General features: G+C 68.6%; 18 protein-coding genes, 1 tRNA gene and 1 pseudogene. 18 read left to right on the top strand and 2 right to left on the bottom strand.

Translation table 11 applies throughout. From position 1 onward, the window contains the following. Positions 1–7: 7 nt before the first annotated feature. From uvrB to Q8X39_RS09465, 18 genes and pseudogenes are all read left to right on the top strand, one after another. Positions 8–2206 (top strand): excinuclease ABC subunit UvrB, encoded by a 2199-nt coding sequence (gene uvrB, locus Q8X39_RS09550; protein WP_407067995.1) that lies wholly within the window; start codon positions 8–10, stop codon positions 2204–2206. 80 nt (positions 2207–2286) lie between these two features. After that, positions 2287–2769 carry a low molecular weight protein-tyrosine-phosphatase gene (locus Q8X39_RS09545; RefSeq protein WP_305749592.1) on the top strand — a complete coding sequence of 161 codons (483 nt, stop codon included), beginning with the start codon at positions 2287–2289 and terminating at the stop codon, positions 2767–2769. Positions 2770–2991: 222 nt separating this feature from the next. Further along, the gene (locus Q8X39_RS09540; protein WP_305749437.1) at positions 2992–3525 is read left to right on the top strand and encodes an Rrf2 family transcriptional regulator; all 534 of its coding nucleotides are present in this window, start codon (positions 2992–2994) and stop codon (positions 3523–3525) included. Positions 3526–3640: 115 nt separating this feature from the next. Further along, positions 3641–4861: an IscS subfamily cysteine desulfurase gene (locus Q8X39_RS09535; protein WP_305749436.1), complete on the top strand. Its 1221-nt coding sequence runs from the start codon at positions 3641–3643 to the stop codon at positions 4859–4861. Positions 4862–5113: 252 nt separating this feature from the next. After that, on the top strand, positions 5114–5506 hold the full coding sequence (gene iscU, locus Q8X39_RS09530; protein WP_305749435.1) for a Fe-S cluster assembly scaffold IscU: 393 nt from the start codon (positions 5114–5116) through the stop codon (positions 5504–5506). 15 nt (positions 5507–5521) lie between these two features. After that, positions 5522–5845, top strand: a complete 324-nt coding sequence (gene iscA / locus Q8X39_RS09525) for an iron-sulfur cluster assembly protein IscA (RefSeq protein ID WP_305749434.1) — start codon at positions 5522–5524, stop codon at positions 5843–5845. A gap of 74 nt (positions 5846–5919) precedes the next feature. Further along, positions 5920–6438, top strand: coding sequence for a Fe-S protein assembly co-chaperone HscB (gene hscB, locus Q8X39_RS09520; RefSeq protein WP_305749433.1), 519 nt, complete (start codon positions 5920–5922; stop codon positions 6436–6438). A 50-nt stretch (positions 6439–6488) separates the two neighbouring features. After that, positions 6489–8366 carry a Fe-S protein assembly chaperone HscA gene (gene hscA, locus Q8X39_RS09515; RefSeq protein ID WP_305749432.1) on the top strand — a complete coding sequence of 626 codons (1878 nt, stop codon included), beginning with the start codon at positions 6489–6491 and terminating at the stop codon, positions 8364–8366. Between the two features lie 10 nt (positions 8367–8376). Further along, positions 8377–8715, top strand: coding sequence for an ISC system 2Fe-2S type ferredoxin (gene fdx, locus Q8X39_RS09510; protein WP_305749431.1), 339 nt, complete (start codon positions 8377–8379; stop codon positions 8713–8715). 20 nt (positions 8716–8735) lie between these two features. Continuing rightward, positions 8736–9485 carry a DNA polymerase III subunit epsilon gene (gene dnaQ, locus Q8X39_RS09505; protein ID WP_305749430.1) on the top strand — a complete coding sequence of 250 codons (750 nt, stop codon included), beginning with the start codon at positions 8736–8738 and terminating at the stop codon, positions 9483–9485. 98 nt (positions 9486–9583) lie between these two features. Next, positions 9584–9658: transfer RNA gene (locus Q8X39_RS09500), tRNA-Val, on the top strand. A gap of 131 nt (positions 9659–9789) precedes the next feature. Continuing rightward, positions 9790–9933: pseudogene (locus Q8X39_RS20600) on the top strand (transposase); the annotation flags it as partial. Between the two features lie 353 nt (positions 9934–10286). Further along, entirely contained in the window at positions 10287–11534 is a 1248-nt protein-coding gene (locus Q8X39_RS09490) for a LacI family DNA-binding transcriptional regulator (protein ID WP_305749429.1), read from the top strand. 201 nt (positions 11535–11735) lie between these two features. After that, the gene (locus Q8X39_RS09485; protein WP_305749428.1) at positions 11736–13040 is read left to right on the top strand and encodes an ABC transporter substrate-binding protein; all 1305 of its coding nucleotides are present in this window, start codon (positions 11736–11738) and stop codon (positions 13038–13040) included. A gap of 162 nt (positions 13041–13202) precedes the next feature. After that, positions 13203–14090: a carbohydrate ABC transporter permease gene (locus Q8X39_RS09480; RefSeq protein WP_305749427.1), complete on the top strand. Its 888-nt coding sequence runs from the start codon at positions 13203–13205 to the stop codon at positions 14088–14090. Positions 14091–14148: 58 nt separating this feature from the next. Next, on the top strand, positions 14149–14979 hold the full coding sequence (locus tag Q8X39_RS09475; protein WP_305749426.1) for a carbohydrate ABC transporter permease: 831 nt from the start codon (positions 14149–14151) through the stop codon (positions 14977–14979). A 74-nt stretch (positions 14980–15053) separates the two neighbouring features. Further along, positions 15054–16439, top strand: coding sequence for a GH1 family beta-glucosidase (locus Q8X39_RS09470; protein WP_305749425.1), 1386 nt, complete (start codon positions 15054–15056; stop codon positions 16437–16439). Position 16440: 1 nt separating this feature from the next. Continuing rightward, a complete protein-coding gene (locus Q8X39_RS09465; protein ID WP_305749424.1) occupies positions 16441–17505 on the top strand; it encodes an ABC transporter ATP-binding protein in 1065 nt (354 codons plus the stop codon). 179 nt (positions 17506–17684) lie between these two features. Here the strand turns inward: Q8X39_RS09465 and Q8X39_RS09460 are convergent, their stop codons facing one another. Further along, positions 17685–19487, bottom strand: a complete 1803-nt coding sequence (locus Q8X39_RS09460) for a glycosyl hydrolase family 17 protein (protein WP_305749423.1) — start codon at positions 19485–19487, stop codon at positions 17685–17687. Between the two features lie 52 nt (positions 19488–19539). Continuing rightward, positions 19540–20853, bottom strand: a complete 1314-nt coding sequence (locus Q8X39_RS09455) for a porin family protein (protein WP_305749422.1) — start codon at positions 20851–20853, stop codon at positions 19540–19542. Between the last annotated feature and the right edge of the window lie 143 nt (positions 20854–20996).

The raw sequence follows: 20996 nt of genomic DNA, 5'->3' as shown, positions 1-20996 counted from the left end.
GTTCAGCATGAGCGATCTGGAGCGAGCAGGCTTGCCGGAGGCGGTCCGGGCGGAGCTGTCGGCAAGGTCAGGGGCCGGGCCTGGGTCCGGGGTGGCCGTGCAGGACCAGCCTGCCACCGACGTGCCGCCGGGCGAGGGCACCTTCGTGACCTACGAGGGCTCGCCCTTCCAGCTCTATCAGCCCTATCCGCCGGCGGGTGACCAGCCCACCGCGATCGATGCGCTGTGCGAGGGCATCGGGGACGGCCTGACCTTCCAGACGCTGCTGGGCGTGACCGGCTCGGGCAAGACCTACACGATGGCCAACGTCATCGCGCGCATGGGCCGTCCGGCCATCGTCTTCGCGCCCAACAAGACGCTGGCCGCGCAGCTCTACGCCGAGTTCCGCGAGTTCTTCCCGCGCAACGCGATCGAGTACTTCGTCAGCTACTACGACTACTACCAGCCCGAGGCCTACGTGCCTCAGCGCGACCTGTTCATCGAGAAGGACAGCTCGATCAACGAGCACATCGAGCAGATGCGCCTGTCGGCCACCAAGAGCGTGCTGGAGCGCCGCGACACCGTGATCGTCGCGACCGTCAGCGCGATCTACGGCATCGGCAAGCCCGAGGACTACACCCAGATGCGCTTCATCGTGCGCCTGGGCGACCGCATCGGCCAGCGCGACGCCATCGCGCAGCTGATCCGCATGCAGTACACGCGCAACGACACCGACTTCTCGCGCGGCTCCTTCCGCGTGCGCGGCGACACGATCGACATCTTCCCGGCCGAGCATTCCGAGCTGGCCGTGCGCATCGAGATGTTCGACGACGAGGTCGAGGGCCTGCAGCTGTTCGACCCGCTGACCGGCAAGATCCGCCAGAAGGTGCCGCGCTTCACGATCTACCCGTCCAGCCACTACGTGACGCCGCGCGAGCGCGTGCTTGCGGCGATCGACGGCATCAAGGACGAGCTGCGCGAACGGCTGGCCGAGTTCGTCGCCGCCGGCAAGCTGGTCGAGGCCCAGCGCATCGAGCAGCGCACCCGCTTCGACCTGGAGATGCTCCAGGAGGTCGGCCACTGCAAGGGCATCGAGAACTACAGCCGCCACCTGTCGGGCGCGAAACCGGGCGATCCGCCGCCGACGCTGGTCGATTACCTGCCGCCCGATGCGCTGATGTTCCTCGACGAGAGCCACGTGCTGATCGGCCAGCTGGGCGGCATGTACAACGGCGACCGGGCCCGCAAGACCACGCTGGTCGAATATGGCTTCCGCCTGCCCAGCGCGATGGACAACCGCCCGCTGCGCTTCGAGGAGTTCGAACGCAAGATGCGCCAGGCGGTCTTCGTCTCGGCCACGCCCGCCGACTACGAGAACCGCAACGCCGGCCAGGTGGTCGAGCAGGTGGTGCGGCCGACCGGGCTGGTCGATCCGACCGTGGAGGTCCGTCCGGCCACCCACCAGGTCGATGACGTGCTGCAGGAGATCCACCAGCGCGTGGCGATCAACGAGCGGGTGCTGATCACGACGCTGACCAAGCGCATGGCCGAGCAGCTGACCGACTACCTCGCCGAGAACGGCGTCAAGGTGCGCTACCTGCACTCGGACATCGACACGGTCGAGCGGGTCGAGATCCTGCGCGACCTGCGCCTGGGCACCTTCGATGTGCTGGTGGGCATCAACCTGCTGCGCGAGGGCCTGGACATCCCCGAGGTGTCGCTGGTGGCCATCCTCGATGCCGACAAGGAAGGCTTCCTGCGCGCCGAGCGCAGCCTGATCCAGACCATCGGCCGTGCGGCCCGCAACGTCAACGGCAGGGCGATCCTGTACGCGGACCGCATGACCGAGTCGATGCGCAAGGCCATCGGCGAGACCGAGCGCCGGCGCGCCCGCCAGGTTGCCTTCAATGCCGAGCACGGCATCACGCCGCGCGGCATCCGCAAGCAGATCAAGGAACTGATCGACGGCGTCTACGGCGAAAAATCCGGCCGTGACGCCGTGCAGGTCGAGCGTCAGGCCGCCGAGGTCGAGGCCCTGTCCGAGAAGGACCTCGGCAAGCGCATCAAGCAGCTCGAGAAACAGATGCTCGAACACGCCCGCAACCTCGAATTCGAGCAGGCCGCGCGTCTGCGCGACCAGCTGGCCCACCTGCGCGAGCAGGCCTTCGGCGCGACCGTCTCCGACCACCCGCTGGTGCCGGCCAGCGACAGGGGAGGGCGCGCATGAGTCGCTCGGAAGACGCCCGCGGAGGTGTCGAGGACACCGGCCTGCCCGATCTCGACGATGGCACGCCCCTGCGCGTCCTGATGGTCTGCATGGGCAACATCTGCCGCTCGCCGACCGCCGAGGCGGTGCTGCGCCACCATGCCGACATGAGTGGGCTGTCGGGTCGCCTGGTGGTCGACTCGGCCGGCACGCATGCCCACCAGACCGCCAACATGCCGGCTGACCCGCGCTCGGTCGCCCACGCCGCTCGGCGCGGCTACGACCTGGCGGGACTGCAGGCGCGGCGGGTGAGGGCGTCCGACTTCGAGCGCTTCGACCTGATCCTGGCCATGGACGAGGACAACCTCGACAGCCTGCTCAGCGTCTGTCCGCCCGAACACGCTGGCCGCCTGCGCCTGCTGATGAGCTATGCGCCCGAGGGCGTGCCACGGGTCGTGCCTGACCCGTACTACGGCAGCGCCGCCAACTTCGAGTGGGCGCTGGACCTGATCGAGGCTGCCTGCGAGGGCCTGATCCGGCGTTTCGCGATGCGGGAAACGGGAACCGAAGGCGGGCGCGGCTGATCCCAGGAGCGGGCTGCCGGTGCCGGGGCGGACCGATCCGGAGCGCCAGCGGGGTGGAACAGCCCTCGTCCAGCCAACTCCGTACGGTTCCTGCGGACTTCTCGTGACCGCTCTATAATCGAGTAAAACACTCGGGATAGAGGGCGAGGGTCAACCAGCTTGCAGCCCCGGGTGCGCCAACCCGGCGTTCCCGATGTTCGCGAGTTCCAGGAGTACACCGCTATGCGATTGACAACCAAAGGCCGTTTTGCAGTGACCGCCATGATCGACCTGGCGCTGCGTGAGCACACCGGGCCAGTGGCCCTGGCGGCCATCAGCTCGCGCCAGCAGATCTCGCTGTCCTACCTTGAGCAGCTGTTCGGCAAGCTGCGTCGCCATGAACTCGTCGAGAGCACCCGCGGTCCCGGCGGCGGCTATTCGCTGGGCCGCAAGGCCGAGGACATCACCGTCGCCGACATCATCGTCGCGGTCGACGAGGCGATCGACGCCACCGGTTGCGGTGGTGGCGAGAACTGCATGGGCGACGACACCGGCCGCTGCATGACGCACGACCTGTGGACCAGCCTGAATGCCAAGATGCTCGAGTACCTGCACTCGATCTCGTTGCGCAGCCTCGTCGAGGACCAGCTCGCCAAGGGCATCTCGGTCGAGGAAGCGCCGATCAAGCGCGCGATTTCGAGCCAGCCGGTGGTCAAGCCGATCAAGGTGACGGCCCCCAACTCGGTCTTCGCCCTGGGCAGCGCGCTCTCCAAGTAAGACCGGACGACGGATGGCGGTGCGGGTCGGCCTCACAGGCCGAGCCGCTGCCGTGCGCCCGACGACGAATCCGAACGCCCACCACGCACTCCAAGCCGGATGGCCGGCCCGCATCATGGACATGACCCCGCACTTCCCGATCTACATGGACTACGGCGCGACCACGCCCTGTGACCCGCGCGTGGTCGACGCGATGGTGCCGTGGCTGCGGGAGCACTTCGGCAATCCGGCGTCGCGCAGCCATGCGTGGGGCTGGGAAGCCGAGGAAGCCGTCGAGAAGGCGCGCACGCAGGTGGCCGAATTGATCGGCGCCGATCCGCGCGAGATCGTCTGGACTTCCGGCGCGACCGAGTCCAACAACCTCGCGATCAAGGGCGCGGCGCAGTTCTACAAGACCCGCGGCAAGCACATCGTCACCGTCAAGACCGAGCACAAGGCGGTGCTCGACACCGTGCGCGAACTCGAGCGTCAGGGCTTCGACGCCACCTACCTCGACGTGCAGGAAGACGGCCTGCTCGACCTCGACCGGCTGAAGGACGCGCTGCGTGCCGACACCATCCTCGTGTCGGTCATGGCGGTGAACAACGAGATCGGCGTGATCCAGGACCTCGTCGCGATCGGCAACCTCTGCCGTGAACGCGGGATCGTCTTCCACGTCGACGCGGCCCAGGCCACCGGCAAGATGCCGCTGGACATGGCCACGCTGCCGATCGACCTGCTGAGCCTGGCTTCGCACAAGACCTACGGCCCCAAGGGCATCGGCGCGCTGTACGTGCGCCGCAAGCCGCGCATCCGCCTGGAAGCGCAGATGCACGGCGGCGGCCATGAGCGCGGCATGCGCTCGGGCACGCTGCCCACGCATCAGTGCGTCGGCATGGGCGAAGCCTTTCGTCTGGCCCGCCTTGAGATGGCCGACGAGCTGGTGCGCGTCCGCGGCCTGCACGAGCGCCTGGTCAACGGCCTGAAGGACATCGAGCAGGTCTTCTTCAACGGTGACCTCGTGCGCCGCGTGCCGCACAACATCAACGCGTCCTTCAACTTCGTCGAGGGCGAGTCGCTGATCATGGGCGTCAAGGGCCTGGCGGTCTCGTCCGGCTCGGCCTGCACCTCGGCCAGCCTCGAACCGAGCTACGTGCTGCGCGCCCTCGGCCGCAGCGACGAGCTGGCGCACTCCAGCCTGCGCATGACCATCGGCCGCTTCACCACGGCCGAGGAGATCGACTACGCCGTCAGCACGCTGAAGGACCGGGTGGCCAAGCTGCGCGAGCTGTCGCCGCTCTGGGACATGTACAAGGACGGCATCGACATCAGCACCATCCAGTGGGCAGCACATTGATGGTGCCCCCGGCTGCGGGTTACCGCAGCCACCCCCCGAGGGGGTGCGGGGCCGCTTGGGGCGGCCCGGCGCTGGCCCCGGGAAGAATGAAGCCCCCGGCTGCGGGTTACCGCAGCCACCCCCCGAGGGGGCGCGGGGCCGCTTGGGGCGGCCCGGCGCTCGCCCCGCAGTGAATGGAACCCCAGCTGTGGCGTGCCGCAGCTGGCCCCCGGCCGGTCCACGGGGAAGACGGCAAGAACTCAGGAGATCCTCATGGCATACAGCGACAAGGTCATCGACCACTACGAGAACCCCCGCAACGTCGGCGCCTTCGACAAGGGCGACGAGGACGTCGGCACCGGCATGGTCGGCGCGCCGGCCTGCGGCGACGTCATGAAGCTGCAGATCAAGGTCGACCCGGCCACCGGCAAGATCGAGGACGCGCGCTTCAAGACCTATGGCTGCGGCTCGGCCATCGCTTCCAGCTCGCTCGTGACCGAATGGGTCAAGGGCAAGACGCTGGACGAGGCGCTCACCATCAAGAACACCCACATCGCCGAGGAACTGGCGCTGCCGCCGGTCAAGATCCACTGCTCGATCCTGGCCGAGGACGCCATCAAGGCGGCCGTCGACGACTACAAGGCCCGTCACGGCCAGACCCAGTAAGGGACACGCCAGCCCATGTCCGTCACCCTCAGCGAAGCCGCCGCGCGGCACGTCACCCGCTACCTGGCCCGACGCGGCAAGGGCGTCGGCGTGCGCCTGGGCGTCAAGACCACCGGCTGTTCCGGGCTGGCCTACAAGCTCGAATACGCCGACGAGATCGCGCCCGAGGACCATGTCTTCGAGGACCGCGGCGTCAAGGTCCTGATCGACCCCAAGAGCCTGCCCTACCTCGACGGCACCGAGCTCGACTTCGTGCGTGAAGGCCTCAACGAGGGTTTCAAGTTCCACAACCCGCGCGAGAAGGACCGCTGCGGCTGCGGCGAGTCGTTCCGGGTCTGACACCGGGCGGGCGTCGAACGGACGCTCGTGACCTTCACCAAGCGCGGCCCCGGCCGCGCTTTGTCTTGTCCAGCATGAACCTCCACGACGACGACTTCACGCTGTTCGACCTGCCGCGCCGCCAGGCGCTGGACGTGGCCGGGCTAGACCAGCGCTGGAAGGCGCTGCAAGGCGAAGTCCATCCCGACCGCTTCGCGGCCCAGGGCGCGGCCGCGCAGCGCGTGGCCATGCAGTGGGCCGTGCGCGTCAACGAGGCCTACCGGCGCCTCAAGCAGCCCTTGAGCCGTGCCGCCTACCTGTGCGAGCTGCACGGCGCGCCGATCGAGGCCGAGAACAACACGGCCATGCCGGCCGACTTCCTGATGCGCCAGATGGCCTGGCGCGAGGCACTCGACGAGGCCGTCACGCTGGCCGACGTCCGGGCGCTGGCCGACGAGGTCGCGGCCGAGGAACGCCGCCTGCTCGACCTGCTCGCCGTGCTGATCGACCAGCAGGCCGACTGGCCCGCCGCCGCTGCCCGGGTGCGCGCGCTGATGTTCGTCGCCCGCTTCGCCGCCGACGTCGACCGGCGCCTCGACGCGCTGGGACAATGACGCCCCCTTGATCGGCTCGCCCGACCTCACGAACCCGACCCGACCCAGTCATGGCCCTGCTGCAGATCTCCGAACCCGGTCAGACCCCCGACCCGCACCAGCGCCGCATCGCGGTCGGCATCGACCTGGGCACGACCCACTCGCTCGTCGCCGCGATCCGCCACGGCGTGCCCGAATGCCTGCCCGACAGCGCCGGTCGCGTCATCCTGCCCTCGGCGGTGCGCTACCTCGAAGGTGGCAAGCGCTCGATCGGCGCGTCTGCGCTGGCCGCGCAGGCCGAGGACCCGCACAACACGCTGGTCTCGGTCAAGCGCTTCATCGGCCGCAGCCTGGCCGACATCGCCGGCGCGGCCGAGCTGCCCTACCGCTTCGTCGACCAGCCGGGCATGGTCGCCATCGAGACCCGCGCGGGCATCAAGTCGCCGGTCGAGGTCTCGGCCGAGATCCTCGCCACGCTGCGCCAGCGTGCCGAGGACAGCTTCGACACCGATGAACTGCACGGCGCCGTCATCACCGTGCCAGCATATTTCGACGATGCCCAGCGCCAGGCCACCAAGGACGCGGCCGAACTCGCTGGCCTGAACGTGCTGCGCCTGCTCAACGAGCCGACCGCCGCCGCCATCGCCTACGGCCTGGACAACGGCGTCGAGGGCCTCTACGCGGTCTACGACCTGGGCGGCGGCACCTTCGACATCTCGCTGCTGAGGCTGTCCAAGGGCGTCTTCGAGGTCGTCGCCGTCGGCGGCGATTCGGCCCTGGGCGGTGACGACTACGACGCCCGCCTCGCCAACCTGATGCTCGAACGTGCCGCCGTCGCCGGCGCGACCAGCCTGCAGGCGCTCGATCCCTACACCCAGCGCGCCGTGCGGGTCCAGGCCCGCCGCGTCAAGGAACTGCTGTCCAGCGCCAGCGAGGCCGACGTCTGCCTGCCGCTGCCCGGCGGCGAGGTCACGCTGACCATCGGCCGGACCGATTTCGAGTCCGCCACCGCCGAGCTGACGGCCCGGACCATCACCCTGATGAAGCGCGTGCTGCGCGATGCCAAGGTCAAGGTCGACGAGGTCCAGGGCACCGTGATGGTCGGCGGCTCGACCCGCATGCCGGCCGTGCGTGCGGCGGTCGCCGCGCTGTGCGGCCGCGAGCCGCTGGTCAACCTCAATCCAGACGAGGTCGTCGCGCTCGGCGCGGCCGTGCAGGCCCATGCGCTGGCCGGCAACGCCCGCGACGGCGACATGCTGCTGCTCGACGTCACCCCGCTGTCGCTGGGCATCGAGACCATGGGCGGGCTGGTCGAGCGCGTGATCGAGCGCAACTCGACCCTGCCGGTCGCCAAGGCGCAGGACTTCACCACCTACAAGGACGGCCAGACCGCCATGGCCATCCACGTCGTGCAGGGCGAGCGCGAGCTGGTCGCCGACTGCCGCTCGCTGGCCCGCTTCGAGCTGCGCGGCTTGCCGCCGCTGGTGGCAGGCGCGGCCCGCATCCGCGTCACCTTCCAGGTCGACGCCGACGGCCTGCTGTCGGTCAGCGCACGCGAGCTGACCTCGGGCGTCGAGGCTGCCATCACCGTCAAGCCCAGCTACGGACTGAGCGACGACCAGGTCGCCCGCATGCTCAAGGAAGGCTTCTCCGAAGCCGAGGCCGACATCGCCCGCCGCGCGCTGCACGAGGCCCGCGTCGAAGCCGAGCGACTGGCGCTCGCCACCGACAGCGCGCTGGCCGCCGACGGCGACCTGCTCGACGCAGCCGAGCGTGGCGCGATCGCGTCCCTGATCGACGGCGCCCGCCTGGCCAGCCGGGGCGAGGACGTCGACGCGATCGAGGCCGCGACCCGCGCCCTCACCGAAGGCACCGAAGCCTTCGCCGCCGCCCGCATGAACCGCGGCATCCGCCAGGCGCTGACCGGGCGCCGCATCGAAGACGTCTGAGTAACCCACGATGCCCACCATCCAGATCCTGCCCCACGCCGCGCTCTGTCCCGACGGCAAGACCATCGACGCCGCGCCCGGCACCTCCGTCTGCGAGGCCCTGCTCGAGAACGGCATCGAGATCGAGCATGCCTGCGACATGAGCTGCGCCTGCACCACCTGCCACGTCATCGTGCGCCAGGGCTATGCCTCGCTCAACGAGATGGACGAGACCGAGGAAGACCTGCTCGACCGCGCCTGGGGCCTCGAAGCCGACTCGCGCCTGAGTTGCCAGGCCATCGTCGCCCGCGCCGACCTGGTCGTGGAGATCCCGCGCTACACGATCAACCACGCCCGCGAGAATCACTGACCGACCGCCGGAGCCCCGCGATGCGCCAGATCTTCCTCGACACCGAAACCACCGGCCTGAACCCCGAGACCGGCGACCGCATCGTCGAGATCGGCTGCGTGGAGATGGTCAACCGGCGCCTGACCGGCCACCACTTCCACGAGTACCTCAACCCCGAGCGGCCGGGCAACGAGGAGGCCATCAAGGTCCACGGCCTGACCGATGCCTTCCTGGCCGACAAGCCGGTGTTCAAGGCTGTCTCCCAGGCCTTTGTCGACTACGTGCGCGGGGCCGAGGTGGTGATCCACAACGCGGCCTTCGACATCGGCTTCCTCAATGCCGAACTGAAGCGGCTCGGCCTGCCACCGATGTCCGAGCTGGTCAGCGGCGTGGTCGACACCCTGCTGATGGCGCGTGAGCAGTTCCCCGGCAAGGCCAACTCGCTGGACGCGCTGTGCAAGCGCCTCGAAGTCGACAACTCGCACCGCACGCTGCACGGTGCGCTGATGGACGCCGAACTGCTGGCAGAGGTCTACATCCGACTGACCCGCGGCCAGAACGCGCTGGGCATCGACGGCAGCCACGACGACGCCCAGGACGACGGCAGCGGCGTCGACGAGGCGCTGATGCAGGTCGACCTCTCGACCTTCCGCCTGCCGGTGATCACCGCGTCCGACGCCGAGGCCGCCGCCCATGCCGGCGTGCTGGCCGAACTCGACAAGGCCAGCGGCGGCAAGACCGTCTGGCGCACCCGTCCCGAGCTGAACCCGGCGGCCGAAGCGTCCACCTGAGCCAAAAAAATCACGCCAGGGGCTGGCGCAACCGGATCGGCTCTTGGCATAATTGCGGTCTTCGCGGCGGCAACGCCAAGAAGCCCGAACCCAGTTTCGGGCGGTTAGCTCAGCGGTAGAGCACTGCCTTCACACGGCAGGGGTCGCAGGTTCGAACCCTGCACCGCCCACCAGGACAAGCCCCGTAAGTCTTTGATTTATGGGGCTTTTTCCTTCCCGGGCCTGGACCCAAGGCTCATGTCCCCCGCTGTGCTGCAAGCCCCAGTGGGAAAACGTCCTCTGCGGACGGTGCCCATCCAGGGGGGCCTGCATCCAGGGCATCTCGGCGCGCTCGGTGGACGATCTGGTCAAGGCGATGGGCACGACCGTCGTGTCCAGGGATCAGTTCTCCAGGCTTTGCGTCGCGCGTGATGAACAGGTCCATGCCTTCCCCCGACACACCGTTGAACCTCCGGACCTGGCCCTCGAAGGCCTGCAAGGCCTCGGTCGGCGATGCGCCGATTTGCTGGCGTGCCGTGGCATGCCGAGCGCGTGAACCTCGGCCTGTCCAGGCTGACGACTGGCGCCACTTGACGTCTCGCCTCGCACGCCCGTTCGTCTGGATAGGGCGCCGTTGACGCCCAGGGTAAACACAGAACCCAAAGGTGGCGCTCCTTCAAAGAACCGTTGATTGACAGTGAGTTGCCTCGTGGAGGTTGCCCCGCGCAGGCGCGAATGTGCCCTCTGCCAGTCGATGACCTGCCGTGCTTTTTCCCTTCAGGCGCGGCATTCCTCCGGAGCCGCTGTTCCGGGCGCGGGGCGTTGGCCTTCTGGGTGGTGGTGGGCTTCCTGGCAAGGCCCACGCCCGACCTCGACGGCTGGCAACACACCCGCTGGCCCGTCGCGTCCCGTGCGCCTTCTGGTGAAATGTCCGGACAACCGTCCGCTTCCTCCGGGCTCGTTCCCGGCAGGACTGCACGTCGACCATCCGCAAGGCGCTTCACCATGACCACCAAGTCGGCTGCCAAGACGGCAGCGTCCCGACCTCGCAGCCGATCGACCCTCCATGCCGGCCCTGTCACCCTGGAGATGGTTGCCCAGGCCGCGGGCGTTTCTCCCAGCACGGTCTCGCGCATCCTCAATGGCACCGCCGTGGTCAGTGCCGCCAAGAAGCAGGCCGTCGATGAGGCGATTGCCGCGCTCGGCTTCGTGCCCAACCCGGTGGCACGCGGTCTCGCCGGTGGACGCACGCTGAGCATCGGTGTCGTGGCGCTGTCGATCGACAGCCCGTTCTACGGCGTGGCCATGCGCGGGATCGAGGACGAGCTCGACCGGGCTGGCTACAGCCCCCTGTTCGTCAGCGGCCACTGGAACGTCGAGGAGGAGCTGCGCTGCATCGAACTGCTCAAGGCCAGGCGGGTCGACGGCATCATCGTGCTGACCGGGCGACTGAGCGATACGGCGCTGCGGGCCCAGGCGCGCGCCTTGCCGCTGGTGGTGACCGGGCGCAACCTCAAGGCGCCGGGGCTGTGCTCGCTGGGCAGCGATGACGAGGCCGGTGCGCGACTGGCAACCCAGCATCTGCTGGACCTCGGCCATCGGCGCATCGCCTTCATCGCGGGTGATGCAGAGCATCCCGATGCCGACGCACGCAAGCGTGGCCACCTGGGTGCGCTGCAGGACGCGGGCATCGCGCCCGACCCCGCGCTGATCCAGCAGGGCGACTACCAGGAGGCCGGCGGACAGCTTGCGGTCGACCGGCTGCTGCAGGGGCGCCAGCGCTTCACGGCCATCTTCTCGGCCAATGACCAGATGGCCCTGGGCGCGCTGCTGGCGCTGTATCGCCGAGGCCTGCGGGTGCCCGACGACATCTCGCTGGTCGGCTACGACAACCTGGCCGTGGCGCAGTTCGCAACGCCGCCTCTGACGACCGTGCACCACGCCGGCTACGAGATGGGGCAGACCGCCGCAGCGGCCATGCTGTCGCTGCTTTCGGGCGTCAAGCCGACGCAAAGGCTGGCGCCGCCTCGCCTGATCGTGCGCGAGTCGACACGCCGTCTGACCGGCTGAACACCGCGCGACACGGCATCTGCCCGCCTCGCACGACCCAGGCAATCCCTCGTTGACAGTCGCTTCGGTCGGCCACTACAGTTTGTGAAAGCGCTTTCACGGTGACCGTGAAAGCGTGGTCAAGGCCGCTGGCCTGGCCTTTCTTCGCACCCGCACATCCCTTCATCCAGCGGCGAGCACGCCGCCTCGCAGGAGACAGCCATGTCACGCACCGATCGTTCCAACGCCGCTTCCATGCCGCGTCGCCTTGTCCTGGCTCGTCTGCCGCTGCTGGGCCTGATGAGCCTGTTGGCGACCGGTGCCATGCCGGCCCTGGCACAGACCCAGACGCTCACGGTGGCGGCGTTTCCGGCGCTCGACGAAATCGTCAAGGCCGCGATTCCGGTGTGGAAGCAGAAGCATCCCAACGTCGAGATCAAGGTCGTCAGCCGCCAGTTCAGCGACCACCACACCGCGATGACCACGGCCTTGTCGACCTCGTCGAACCTGCCCGACGTGATGGCGCTCGAGTTCGGCTTCGTCGGTCGCTTCGCCGAGGGCGGCGGTCTCGAGGACCTGTCCAGGGCGCCCTACAACATCGGTGCCAGCAAGGGCCGCTTCGTGTCCTATGCCTACCAGCAGGCCACCGCCGACAACGGCGCGGTGGTCGCCGCACCGGCCGACCTCGGTCCGGGCACGCTGCTCTATCGCAGCGACCTGCTGCAGAAGGCGGGCCTGACCGAGGCCGATCTCACCAGGTCCTGGGACAGCTACATCGCCTCGGGCGTCAAGCTCAAGGCCGCCACCGGCGCCTACCTGCTCGCGCATGCCCGCGATATCAAGGACATCGCGATCCGCGCCAACGTCAAGGCGGGCGAGGGTCTGTACTTCGATGACAAGGGCAACATCCTGGTCGAGTCGCCGCGCTTCGTGCGCGCCTTCGAACTGGCCAAGTCGGTGCGAGACCAGAAGCTCGACGGCAAGATCGGCGCCTGGTCCAACGAATGGTCCGAGGGCTTCAAGCGCGGCACCATCGGCACGCAGATGATGGGCGCGTGGCTGGCCGGCCATCTCAGCAACTGGCTGGCACCGAACACCAAGGGCCAATGGCGCGCCGCCCAGTTGCCCGAGGGCGCCTGGGCGTCCTACGGCGGCAGCTTCTACGCCCTGCCCAAGGGTGCCAGTGCCGCGAACAAGGCGCTGGCCTGGGAGTTCGTGCAGATGATGACGCTGAACCCCGCGATCCAGCAGGCCGCGTTCAAGTCGCAGGATGCCTTCCCGGCCCTGGTCGAGACCCACAAGGATGCCTTCTTCGACCAGCCCATCGAGTTTCTCGGCGGCCAGAAGGCCCGCGTGATCTGGCGCGAGGCCACCACCCGGATCAACGCGCTGGACGTCAACAAGTTCGACCCGATCGCCGAGGAGATCGTCAACACCGAGATGGACAAGGTGCTGGACCAGGGCAAGGACATCAAGGCCGCGCTGGCCGACGCCCGCAAGCTGCTGGAGCGCCGCGCCCGCCGCTGATCCCCCTCGACTCGACGCTCGCCGCCACCTGAGCGGCGAGCCTTGCGCCGAACCATGCACCGGCCCGATCCCGTGCCGCCGGTGCAGGCACCGATACGCCCAGCGAGGCCCGCGATGACCCCCCGACGACGACTGCGACTGCCCCCCGCGTGGGCCCCGTACGTGTTCATCAGCCCCTTCCTGATCCTGTTCGCGGTGTTCGGGGTCTTTCCGCTGTCGTTCTCGCTCTACCTTGCCTTCCAGACCTGGGAGCCCACCGCCGGCCTGGCGTCGATGAAGTTCGTCGGCCTGGAGAACTTCGCCTTCGCGCTCCACGACGAGTGGTTCTGGAAGTCGCTTTCCAACACGGGCTGGCTGGCACTGGCCTCGGGCGTGCCACAGCACCTGGTCGCCATCCCGCTGGCCTACTTCATCCACACGAGCTTCAAGCAGCTTCGCAACGGCGTGGTCGGCGCCTACTTCTTGCCCTACATCACGTCGACGGTCGCGATCTCGATGATGTTCTCGACCCTGTTCTCGACCGACTACGGCCTGATCAACCTGTGCCTGGCCGAACTGGCCAAGGTGCCGGGGCTGGACTGGCTCACCGGTGGCCAGCCGGTGGACTGGCTGAACAAGGCCGAGAACATCAAGCCCGCGATCTCCCTGGTGGTCTTCTGGCGCTACGTGGGCTTCAACGTCGTGCTCTACCTGGCGGCCCTGCAGACCATCCCGAAGGACCTCTACGAGGCCGCGACGATGGACGGTGCCGGACGCTTCCAGCAGTTCTGGTTCATCACGCTGCCCAGCCTGCGGCCGATGATCTATTTCGGCGTGACCCTCAGCGTGATCGGCGGACTCCAGCTGTTCGAGGAACCCTTCATCCTCGTGGGCGCTCGCGGCGGCACCGACCAGAGCGGCATGACCACGGCGATGTACATGTACCGCACCGCCTTCGAGTTCAACGACTTTGGCGCGGCCAGCGCGATGTCCTGGCTGCTGTTCGCCTTCGTCGCGGTGCTGACCTGGCTGACCAACCGCGCCTTCAAGCCGCGCGGTCCTTCCGCCTGACGCGGCGCGCATGGCGCCGCAGCCTGCCCCTGTTCCTGTTCCTTCGCCGGATCTCCCGATGACGATCTCCTCAGGCCGCATGGCACCCTGGGCCGCCTACGTGCTGGTGGGCATCGGCGCGCTGATCATGCTCGCGCCGTTCTACTTCATGTTCGTGTTCGCGAGCCACTCGCGCACCGAGATCTTCAGCCTGCCTCCGCCGCTGTTCTTCGGCGATTGGCTGCAACAGAACATCGACATCCTGACCGGCCGCATCCCGTTCTGGCGCAACCTCGGCCTGAGCCTCTACGTGGCGCTCGCCAGCACCGCGCTGACGCTGCTGTTCTGCTCGATGGGCGGCTATGCCTTCGCGCTGTTCGAGTTCCGCTTCAAGCGGCCGCTGTTCACGCTGGTGATGGCCACCATGCTGCTGCCGTCCTTCCTCGGGATGATCCCGACCTTCATGATCATGGACGTCTTCGGCTGGATCGACCAGCCGCGCGCGCTCTACATCCCGGGTGCGGCCAGCGCCTTCGGCATCTTCCTGATGCGGCAGTTCGTCAGCTCGTCCATTCCCCGCGAACTGGTCGAGGCCGCGCGCATGGACGGCTGCGGCGAGTTCGGCATCTACTGGCGCATCGTGCTGCCGCTGCTGGGGCCTGCGCTGGGCACGCTGGGGCTGATCACCTTCATCGCCAGCTGGAACAACTTCATCGGTCCGCTGATCGTGATGCGCAGCCCCGAGATGTACACGCTGCCGCTGGCGCTGCGCAGCATGCAGAGCCCCGTCAACACCGAGTGGGGCGCGCTGATGGCGGGTTCGGCCATCGCCACGCTGCCGCTGCTGGTGCTGTTCGCGCTGTCCTCGCGGCAGCTGATCTCCGGCCTGACCACCGGCGCCGTCAAGTGACGCAGCCGGCGGCACGGCACCGACGCCGGGCCATGTCCCCAACCTGAACCCTGGCCCGCACGGGCCGACACCCCATGTTCACCACCGAGTTCGCATCGCACGTTCCGCTGCCGACGCATCGCTTTCCAGCCGACTTCCGCTGGGGCGTCGCCACCAGCGCCTTCCAGATCGAGGGCGCGGCCGACGTGGACGGCAAGGGCCCGTCGATCTGGGACACCTTCTGCCGCCGGCCCGGCGTCATCGCCGATGGCAGCGACGGCACGGTGGCCTGCGAGCACTACCACCGCCTCGACGCCGACCTCGACCTCATCGCCAGCCTGGGCGTGGACGCCTACCGCTTCTCGATCGCCTGGCCGCGTGTGCGACCGACCGGCGCGGGCGACTGGAACGAGGCTGGCCTGGCCTTCTACGACCGCCTGATCGACGGCCTGAACGCGCGCGGCATCCAGCCGCACCTGACCCTCAACCACTGGGACCTGCCCGAGGCCTTGCAGGCCACCGGCGGCTGGGCCGACCGGGCCACGGTGCAGCGTTTCGTCGACTACGCGCTGGGCATCGCGGCCCGCTACGGCCGGCGCGTGGCGGCCATCACGACCCACAACGAGCCCTGGGTCATGGCCGTGCTCGGCCACGAGGCCGGCATCTTTGCGCCGGGCATCCGCGACCGCGCGATCGCCGCGCAGGTCGCGCATCACCTGCTGCTCAGCCACGGGCTGGCGGTACGCGCCATGCGGGCGGCCGGCTGCTCCGTGCCGATGGGCATCGTGCTCAACCTGTCGCCCACCGTGCCAGCCACCGACAGCGCCGCCGACCGCGCGCGTGCGTTGCTGGAGGATGGCCGTCTGCTGCGCTGGTACATGGACCCGCTGTTCCATGGCCGCTACCCGGTCGACATCCTCGATGACCTGGGCGAGCAGGCCCCGGTCATCGAGCCGGGTGATCTCGACGCCATCTCCGTGCCGATCGACTTTCTCGGCATCAACTACTACACCCGCAGCGTCGCCAGCGCTGGGGCACCCTGGGTACCGGGCAGCAGCGGCCTGCCGCTGACCGACATGGGCTGGGAGGTCCATGCGCCCAGCCTGACCGAGCTGCTGCTGCGCCTGGCCCGCGACTACCCGGTGCCACCGCTGACGATCACCGAGAACGGCGGCGCCTTCCCGGACGCGTGCATCGACGGTCGCGTCGCCGACCATGACCGGACCGAGTACCTGGCCGGTCACATCGCTGCGGTCGGAGAAGCCATGCGCCAGGGCGTGCCGGTCAACGGCTACTTCGTGTGGAGCCTGATGGACAACTTCGAGTGGGCGTCGGGCTACGCGAAACGTTTCGGCATCGTGCATGTGGACTACACGACGCAGGTCCGCACGCCCAAGGCCAGCGCGCACTGGTATCGCCGCTTCCTGCAACACCAACAGGCCCTGCGCGCGAGCGCCCTGGGCATTCCGACCGGAGACTGACATGGGCCAGGTGACGCTGCGCGGCATCCGCAAGAGCTACGACAAGACCGATGTCATCAAGGGCATCGACCTGGAGGTGCGCGACGGCGAGTTCCTCGTCTTCGTCGGGCCTTCGGGCTGCGGCAAGTCGACCACGCTGCGCATGATCGCGGGGCTGGAAGACATCACCGCCGGCGAGCTGCTGATCGATGGCCAGCGTGCCAACGACCTGCACCCGGCCGACCGGGGTGCGGCGATGGTGTTCCAGAGCTACGCCCTCTATCCGCACATGACCGTGGCCGAGAACATGGGCTTCTCGCTGCGCATGGCCGGTGTGTCCAAGGCCGAACGCGCGGCAGCCGTGGGTCGCGCGGCCGAGATCCTGCGCATGTCCGACCTGCTCGGGCGCTACCCCAAGGAGCTGTCGGGCGGCCAGCGCCAGCGCGTGGCCATCGGCCGTGCGATCGTGCGCAAGCCCAAGGTCTTCCTGTTCGATGAGCCGCTGTCCAACCTGGATGCGGCACTGCGCGTGAACATGCGCATCGAGCTGTCACGGCTGCATGCCGAACTGGGCAGCACCATGATCTACGTGACGCACGACCAGGTCGAGGCCATGACGATGGGCGACCGGATCGCGGTGTTCCATCAGGGCATCGTGGAGCAGCTGGGTGCGCCGCTGGACCTCTACAACCGGCCGGCCAATGCCTTCGTCGCGACCTTCCTCGGCGCGCCGCGCATCAACCTGATCGACCGTCCGGCCAGCGACGCGTCGCCAGCGCATGGGCAGCTCTGGTCTGCACTGACCGGTGCAGCCCAGGCCGGCGTTGCCCAGGCTCAGCGCCTGGGCCTGCGCCCGGAGCATCTGCAGCTCCGCACAGCCGGCGAGGGCGTGCCTGCTGAGGTGGTGCTGGCCGAGCACCTCGGCGATGTGTCCATCGTCCACCTGCGCGTGGCGGGGGTGAACGACCTGCTCAGCGCGAAGGTGGCTGTCCCGCACGTCCCGGTGCATGCCGGACAGACCGTGGGCCTGGTGCCCGACGCTGCGTGGGTGCTGGGATTCGACGCACAAGGTCGTCGCGTCGACTGACGCTCGGGTGCTGCCGGCTGGGCCGCGTGGGCCGCCTGGGCCGCCCAGGGCGGGCGGCGGATGCCAGGACACGGGATCGATTCAACGATCCCTGACCCGATGAAGAAAGGGACCCTCGCGGGTCCCTTTCTGTTGCGGGATGAGGGCTTCGAGGGCGGTGGCTTGCACCGCCCTCGCCATCAGTTGCGCGACCAGTAGACCTCGTCGACGTAGACCTTGACCCGACTGCCGACCGCCGCGCCGCCGGCGTTGCCCGTGTTGCCGTATCGGTCGCCAATCGAGAACGGGTGCGTCACCTTCGTCAGGTCGAAGCGCGAGGTCGGTGCCGAGGTGCCGAAGGCCGGCGCGCCGGCTGCCCTGATGGCGGCGATCGGGATCGACACCGTGTGCCACTGGCCGTCGTTGACGTAGCCATAGCCGTCGGCATTGGTGTTGCTGAGGGTCAGGTAGACGTCGTAGGCGGTGGCGCCGCTGCCGGTCATGAAGCCGACCTCGAGCTTGCCGGGGTAGGTCGACCGCAGCTTGAAGTTCAGCCGGCCGGTGGCCTCGAACAGGCTGAGGTCGACCACCTCGGACGAACCGGCCGCCGAGCTGGACAAGGCGAAGTGCCCCCAGCCGTAGCTGGCCGGTGCCGGCGCGATCTCGCGGTAGGGCGCATCGGCATCCGTGCCGGCCGGAACCTCGCCCGAGAACGAGGTGTCGGCGCCGCCATTGCCGCTGTCGCCACCGAAGCCGATCCATTGCAGCGCACCGGCACGGGCCTCGTCGGCGATGCTGGCGTTGGCATAGACCACGTAGCGCGACTGGCCGATGGTCGACTGCACCACCGACGGTGCGGAGACCGCATCGGCGGCCGCGCAGCTTCCCGGCTCCGGCACCACGCCGGGCACCTGGGCATAGAGGTCCTGAACCTGGCAGCGTGCCTGGCGCGCCACGTTGAACAGGCCCCACTTGTCGTCGCGGCCCTTCCAGGGTTCGTCGAAGGCCTCGAAGTACACGATGGCGCGCGGCCCGGTGCCACTGGCACGCGCGCGGTCGCGCCAGGTATTGAGGCGATCGAAGTACATCTTCTGGTTGACCGGGTGGGCGCGGAAGAACTCGCCGGCCGAGGGCGATGCCTTCCAGCCCGTCTCGCCGATGACGATCGGCAGGTCGGTGCGGCCACGGCTGTCGAGGTGGGCGCGCACCTTGTCATGCTCGTTCTTCGCCGAGGCGATGGCCGCGTCCATCATCGCGATGGCACGCGGCATGCCAGCGGCCGCCGATTGCTGCTCCCAGTCCCATGACGCCACGGCCGGCGGAATCGTGTCGAGCAGCGGGTAGGTGTGCATGGACACGAAGTCGACCGTGTCGAGCACCGCCTTCGGGTCGTTCGGCTCGCCGGCGGCATTGGCGAAGTAGGCCCAGTTGTCATCGGTCGTGACGGGCTGGGTGATGGCGTCCCGCACCGTCTTCAGGTAGGCCGCGATCTGCGCCGACGTGAACTTGTTGAACGACCAGCTCACCATCGTCTCGTTTCCCACGCTCACCGCGAGCACCGTGTTGCGGTGCGTGTTGGCCAGCGCGATGCCGCGTGCGATCTCGGCCGCGTTGTAGGCCGCGTCACCGTTCTGCACATAGATGCCGAGCATCACCTTCATGTCGAGCGCGTGGTCGCGGATCACCTCCAGCGTCAGCCGGGCGACCTTGTCGGAGCTGTCGAACAGGCGGATCAGCTTGAAGCCGCCGGCGATCAGCAGCTCGAGGTCCTGCTTGACCATCGCCGGCGTGATCGTCTCGTTGGCGCGTTCGGCGTCGCTGACGGCGGTGCGGTAGGGCGAGTAGGCGACCGCCTTGCGCGCGGTGAACTCGCTGCTCAGCGGGCGCACCGACACGCCGGTCGAGGGCACCGTGCCGCCGCCGCCGCAGGCCACGACCAGCAAGGCCGCAACCAGGCCCAGGGACAGCGCCCGCGCACGGCGGGCCATCAGGTGGAACGTCATGGAGAGGCTTCCGTTCGGGATCGGTTGGGCGCAGGCGTGCATCGGGTGGGCGTCACTGGGCATAGACCACCCCGAGACCGACCCAGTTGCCGCTGCGCGCGACGCGCGAATCGACGTTGGTGAAGGACGAGTTGCCGGGCATCGACATCGGTGACAGGCCCAGCCGGCCGTAACGCACCCAGCCGGCCAGCCCGTAGACGGCCAGCCCGCCGCCGTACTCGTACTGCAGGCCATAGGCGTTGATCAGTGCGGAGTTGCTCTGACCGCGCTCGCTGGGGTTGTCGGTCCGGGCCTTGCCGAGGTGAACCAGGCCGGTCGAGGCGATCCACGGCCCGCTGCGGTAGCGCAGGCCGGCCATCAGGTCGACCGAGGTGGCCGGGTAGCCTGGGTTGGCCACGCCCTTGAGGCTGCCGTTCCAGTCGACGTTGAACATGTTGTTCCACAGGGCCGGCGGACCGGTCCTGGTGATCACGGCATAGGCGCCGCTCCAGCGGTTGCGGCGCAGGCCGCCGGAGACTTCCCACTGGCTGTCGACCTGGTAGCGGGCCATCGCCATGGCGATGCTCTGGCCCGACCCGCCGAGCTTGGCGTCGTCGTCGGCGTTCGGCGTCAGGCCGGTGAAGGGGCCGTGGCTCCAGGCGGACGGCGTGCCGTTGCGGGTGTCCTGCGCCATCGCGTCAACCACGAGATCGCCGTGCCGGTACTGGCCGTAAAGCTCCAGGAAACGGGGCTTGTTGACCTTGAAGCCGGTGTTGCCGCGGTCCCAGGTGGCCTCCAGGACCAGGTCGCCGTCGAACACGTCAAGGGGCCGCGTGGTGTAGCGCACCGCCTTCGTCAAGAGGCCGTAGCCGGCACCGGCCGAACCCCAGGCATCGGCCACGCCGACGTTGCTGCCGTAGGGGTAGTCGGCCACGCTCCAGGTCCGCGTGGTCATGGCGCCGACGCGCAGGCTGCCGAGGTCCTCATGGCTGATCGCCACGTTCTTCTCGTACCAGAAGCCGGGGATGTCCACCTTGCCGTCGCGCCAGCGCTGGCTCAGCAGGCCGTTGAGCCGGTAGCCGCCGCCGAGGTCGAACTTGCCGCCCAGGTAGGGCTGGATCAGCGTGGTCGTCTGCGTGTGGCGGCCATAGGGCTTGCCGGCCACCAGCTCGTCGGCCCAGAAGCGCTGCTTGTCCTCATCCGGAAAGCGCTGGCAGCTGGGGCACTGGTTGCTGCCGGTCTGGGACTCGATCTTGGCAAAGCCGCTGAGCGTGAACGGGCCGAGGTCGATGGCCTGGGCGATCGATGCACTCAGCAGCAGGCCTGCGCCACAGGTGGCGAAGCGTGCTGCGCGCACCGTCCGGAGCGGGAAGGGGGCGATGACCATGGGATTCCTGAGCCGCCATCGCCCGGAGCGATGGCGAGGTCGTGGGTGGGGAGTCGCCAGACGTCGCATCGAAGGTCACGCAAGCGTGACCTGTCGTGCTCGCTGACTCGAATGAAAGCGCTTTCAAAGAATACCCAAGGCAT

It is taken from the genome of Leptothrix discophora (genome assembly GCF_030705305.1).
Classification (GTDB): Bacteria; Pseudomonadota; Gammaproteobacteria; order Burkholderiales; family Burkholderiaceae_C; genus Sphaerotilus; species Sphaerotilus discophorus.
The sequence above is the reverse complement of the archived record's forward strand: the minus strand, read 5'-3'. Positions and strand labels throughout refer to the sequence as shown.

What these genes read in the sequence shown, in the direction of transcription:
- uvrB (WP_407067995.1), top strand. Translation starts at nt 8, where the DNA reads ATGAGCGATCTGGAGCGAGCAGGCTTGCCGGAGGCGGTCCGGGCGGAG.
- Q8X39_RS09545 (WP_305749592.1), top strand. Translation starts at nt 2,287, where the DNA reads ATGGTCTGCATGGGCAACATCTGCCGCTCGCCGACCGCCGAGGCGGTG.
- Q8X39_RS09540 (WP_305749437.1), top strand. Translation starts at nt 2,992, where the DNA reads ATGCGATTGACAACCAAAGGCCGTTTTGCAGTGACCGCCATGATCGAC.
- Q8X39_RS09535 (WP_305749436.1), top strand. Translation starts at nt 3,641, where the DNA reads ATGGACATGACCCCGCACTTCCCGATCTACATGGACTACGGCGCGACC.
- iscU (WP_305749435.1), top strand. Translation starts at nt 5,114, where the DNA reads ATGGCATACAGCGACAAGGTCATCGACCACTACGAGAACCCCCGCAAC.
- iscA (WP_305749434.1), top strand. Translation starts at nt 5,522, where the DNA reads ATGTCCGTCACCCTCAGCGAAGCCGCCGCGCGGCACGTCACCCGCTAC.
- hscB (WP_305749433.1), top strand. Translation starts at nt 5,920, where the DNA reads ATGAACCTCCACGACGACGACTTCACGCTGTTCGACCTGCCGCGCCGC.
- hscA (WP_305749432.1), top strand. Translation starts at nt 6,489, where the DNA reads ATGGCCCTGCTGCAGATCTCCGAACCCGGTCAGACCCCCGACCCGCAC.
- fdx (WP_305749431.1), top strand. Translation starts at nt 8,377, where the DNA reads ATGCCCACCATCCAGATCCTGCCCCACGCCGCGCTCTGTCCCGACGGC.
- dnaQ (WP_305749430.1), top strand. Translation starts at nt 8,736, where the DNA reads ATGCGCCAGATCTTCCTCGACACCGAAACCACCGGCCTGAACCCCGAG.
- Q8X39_RS09485 (WP_305749428.1), top strand. Translation starts at nt 11,736, where the DNA reads ATGTCACGCACCGATCGTTCCAACGCCGCTTCCATGCCGCGTCGCCTT.
- Q8X39_RS09475 (WP_305749426.1), top strand. Translation starts at nt 14,149, where the DNA reads ATGACGATCTCCTCAGGCCGCATGGCACCCTGGGCCGCCTACGTGCTG.
- Q8X39_RS09470 (WP_305749425.1), top strand. Translation starts at nt 15,054, where the DNA reads ATGTTCACCACCGAGTTCGCATCGCACGTTCCGCTGCCGACGCATCGC.
- Q8X39_RS09465 (WP_305749424.1), top strand. Translation starts at nt 16,441, where the DNA reads ATGGGCCAGGTGACGCTGCGCGGCATCCGCAAGAGCTACGACAAGACC.
- Q8X39_RS09460 (WP_305749423.1), bottom strand. Translation starts at nt 19,487, where the DNA reads ATGACGTTCCACCTGATGGCCCGCCGTGCGCGGGCGCTGTCCCTGGGC.
- Q8X39_RS09455 (WP_305749422.1), bottom strand. Translation starts at nt 20,853, where the DNA reads ATGGTCATCGCCCCCTTCCCGCTCCGGACGGTGCGCGCAGCACGCTTC.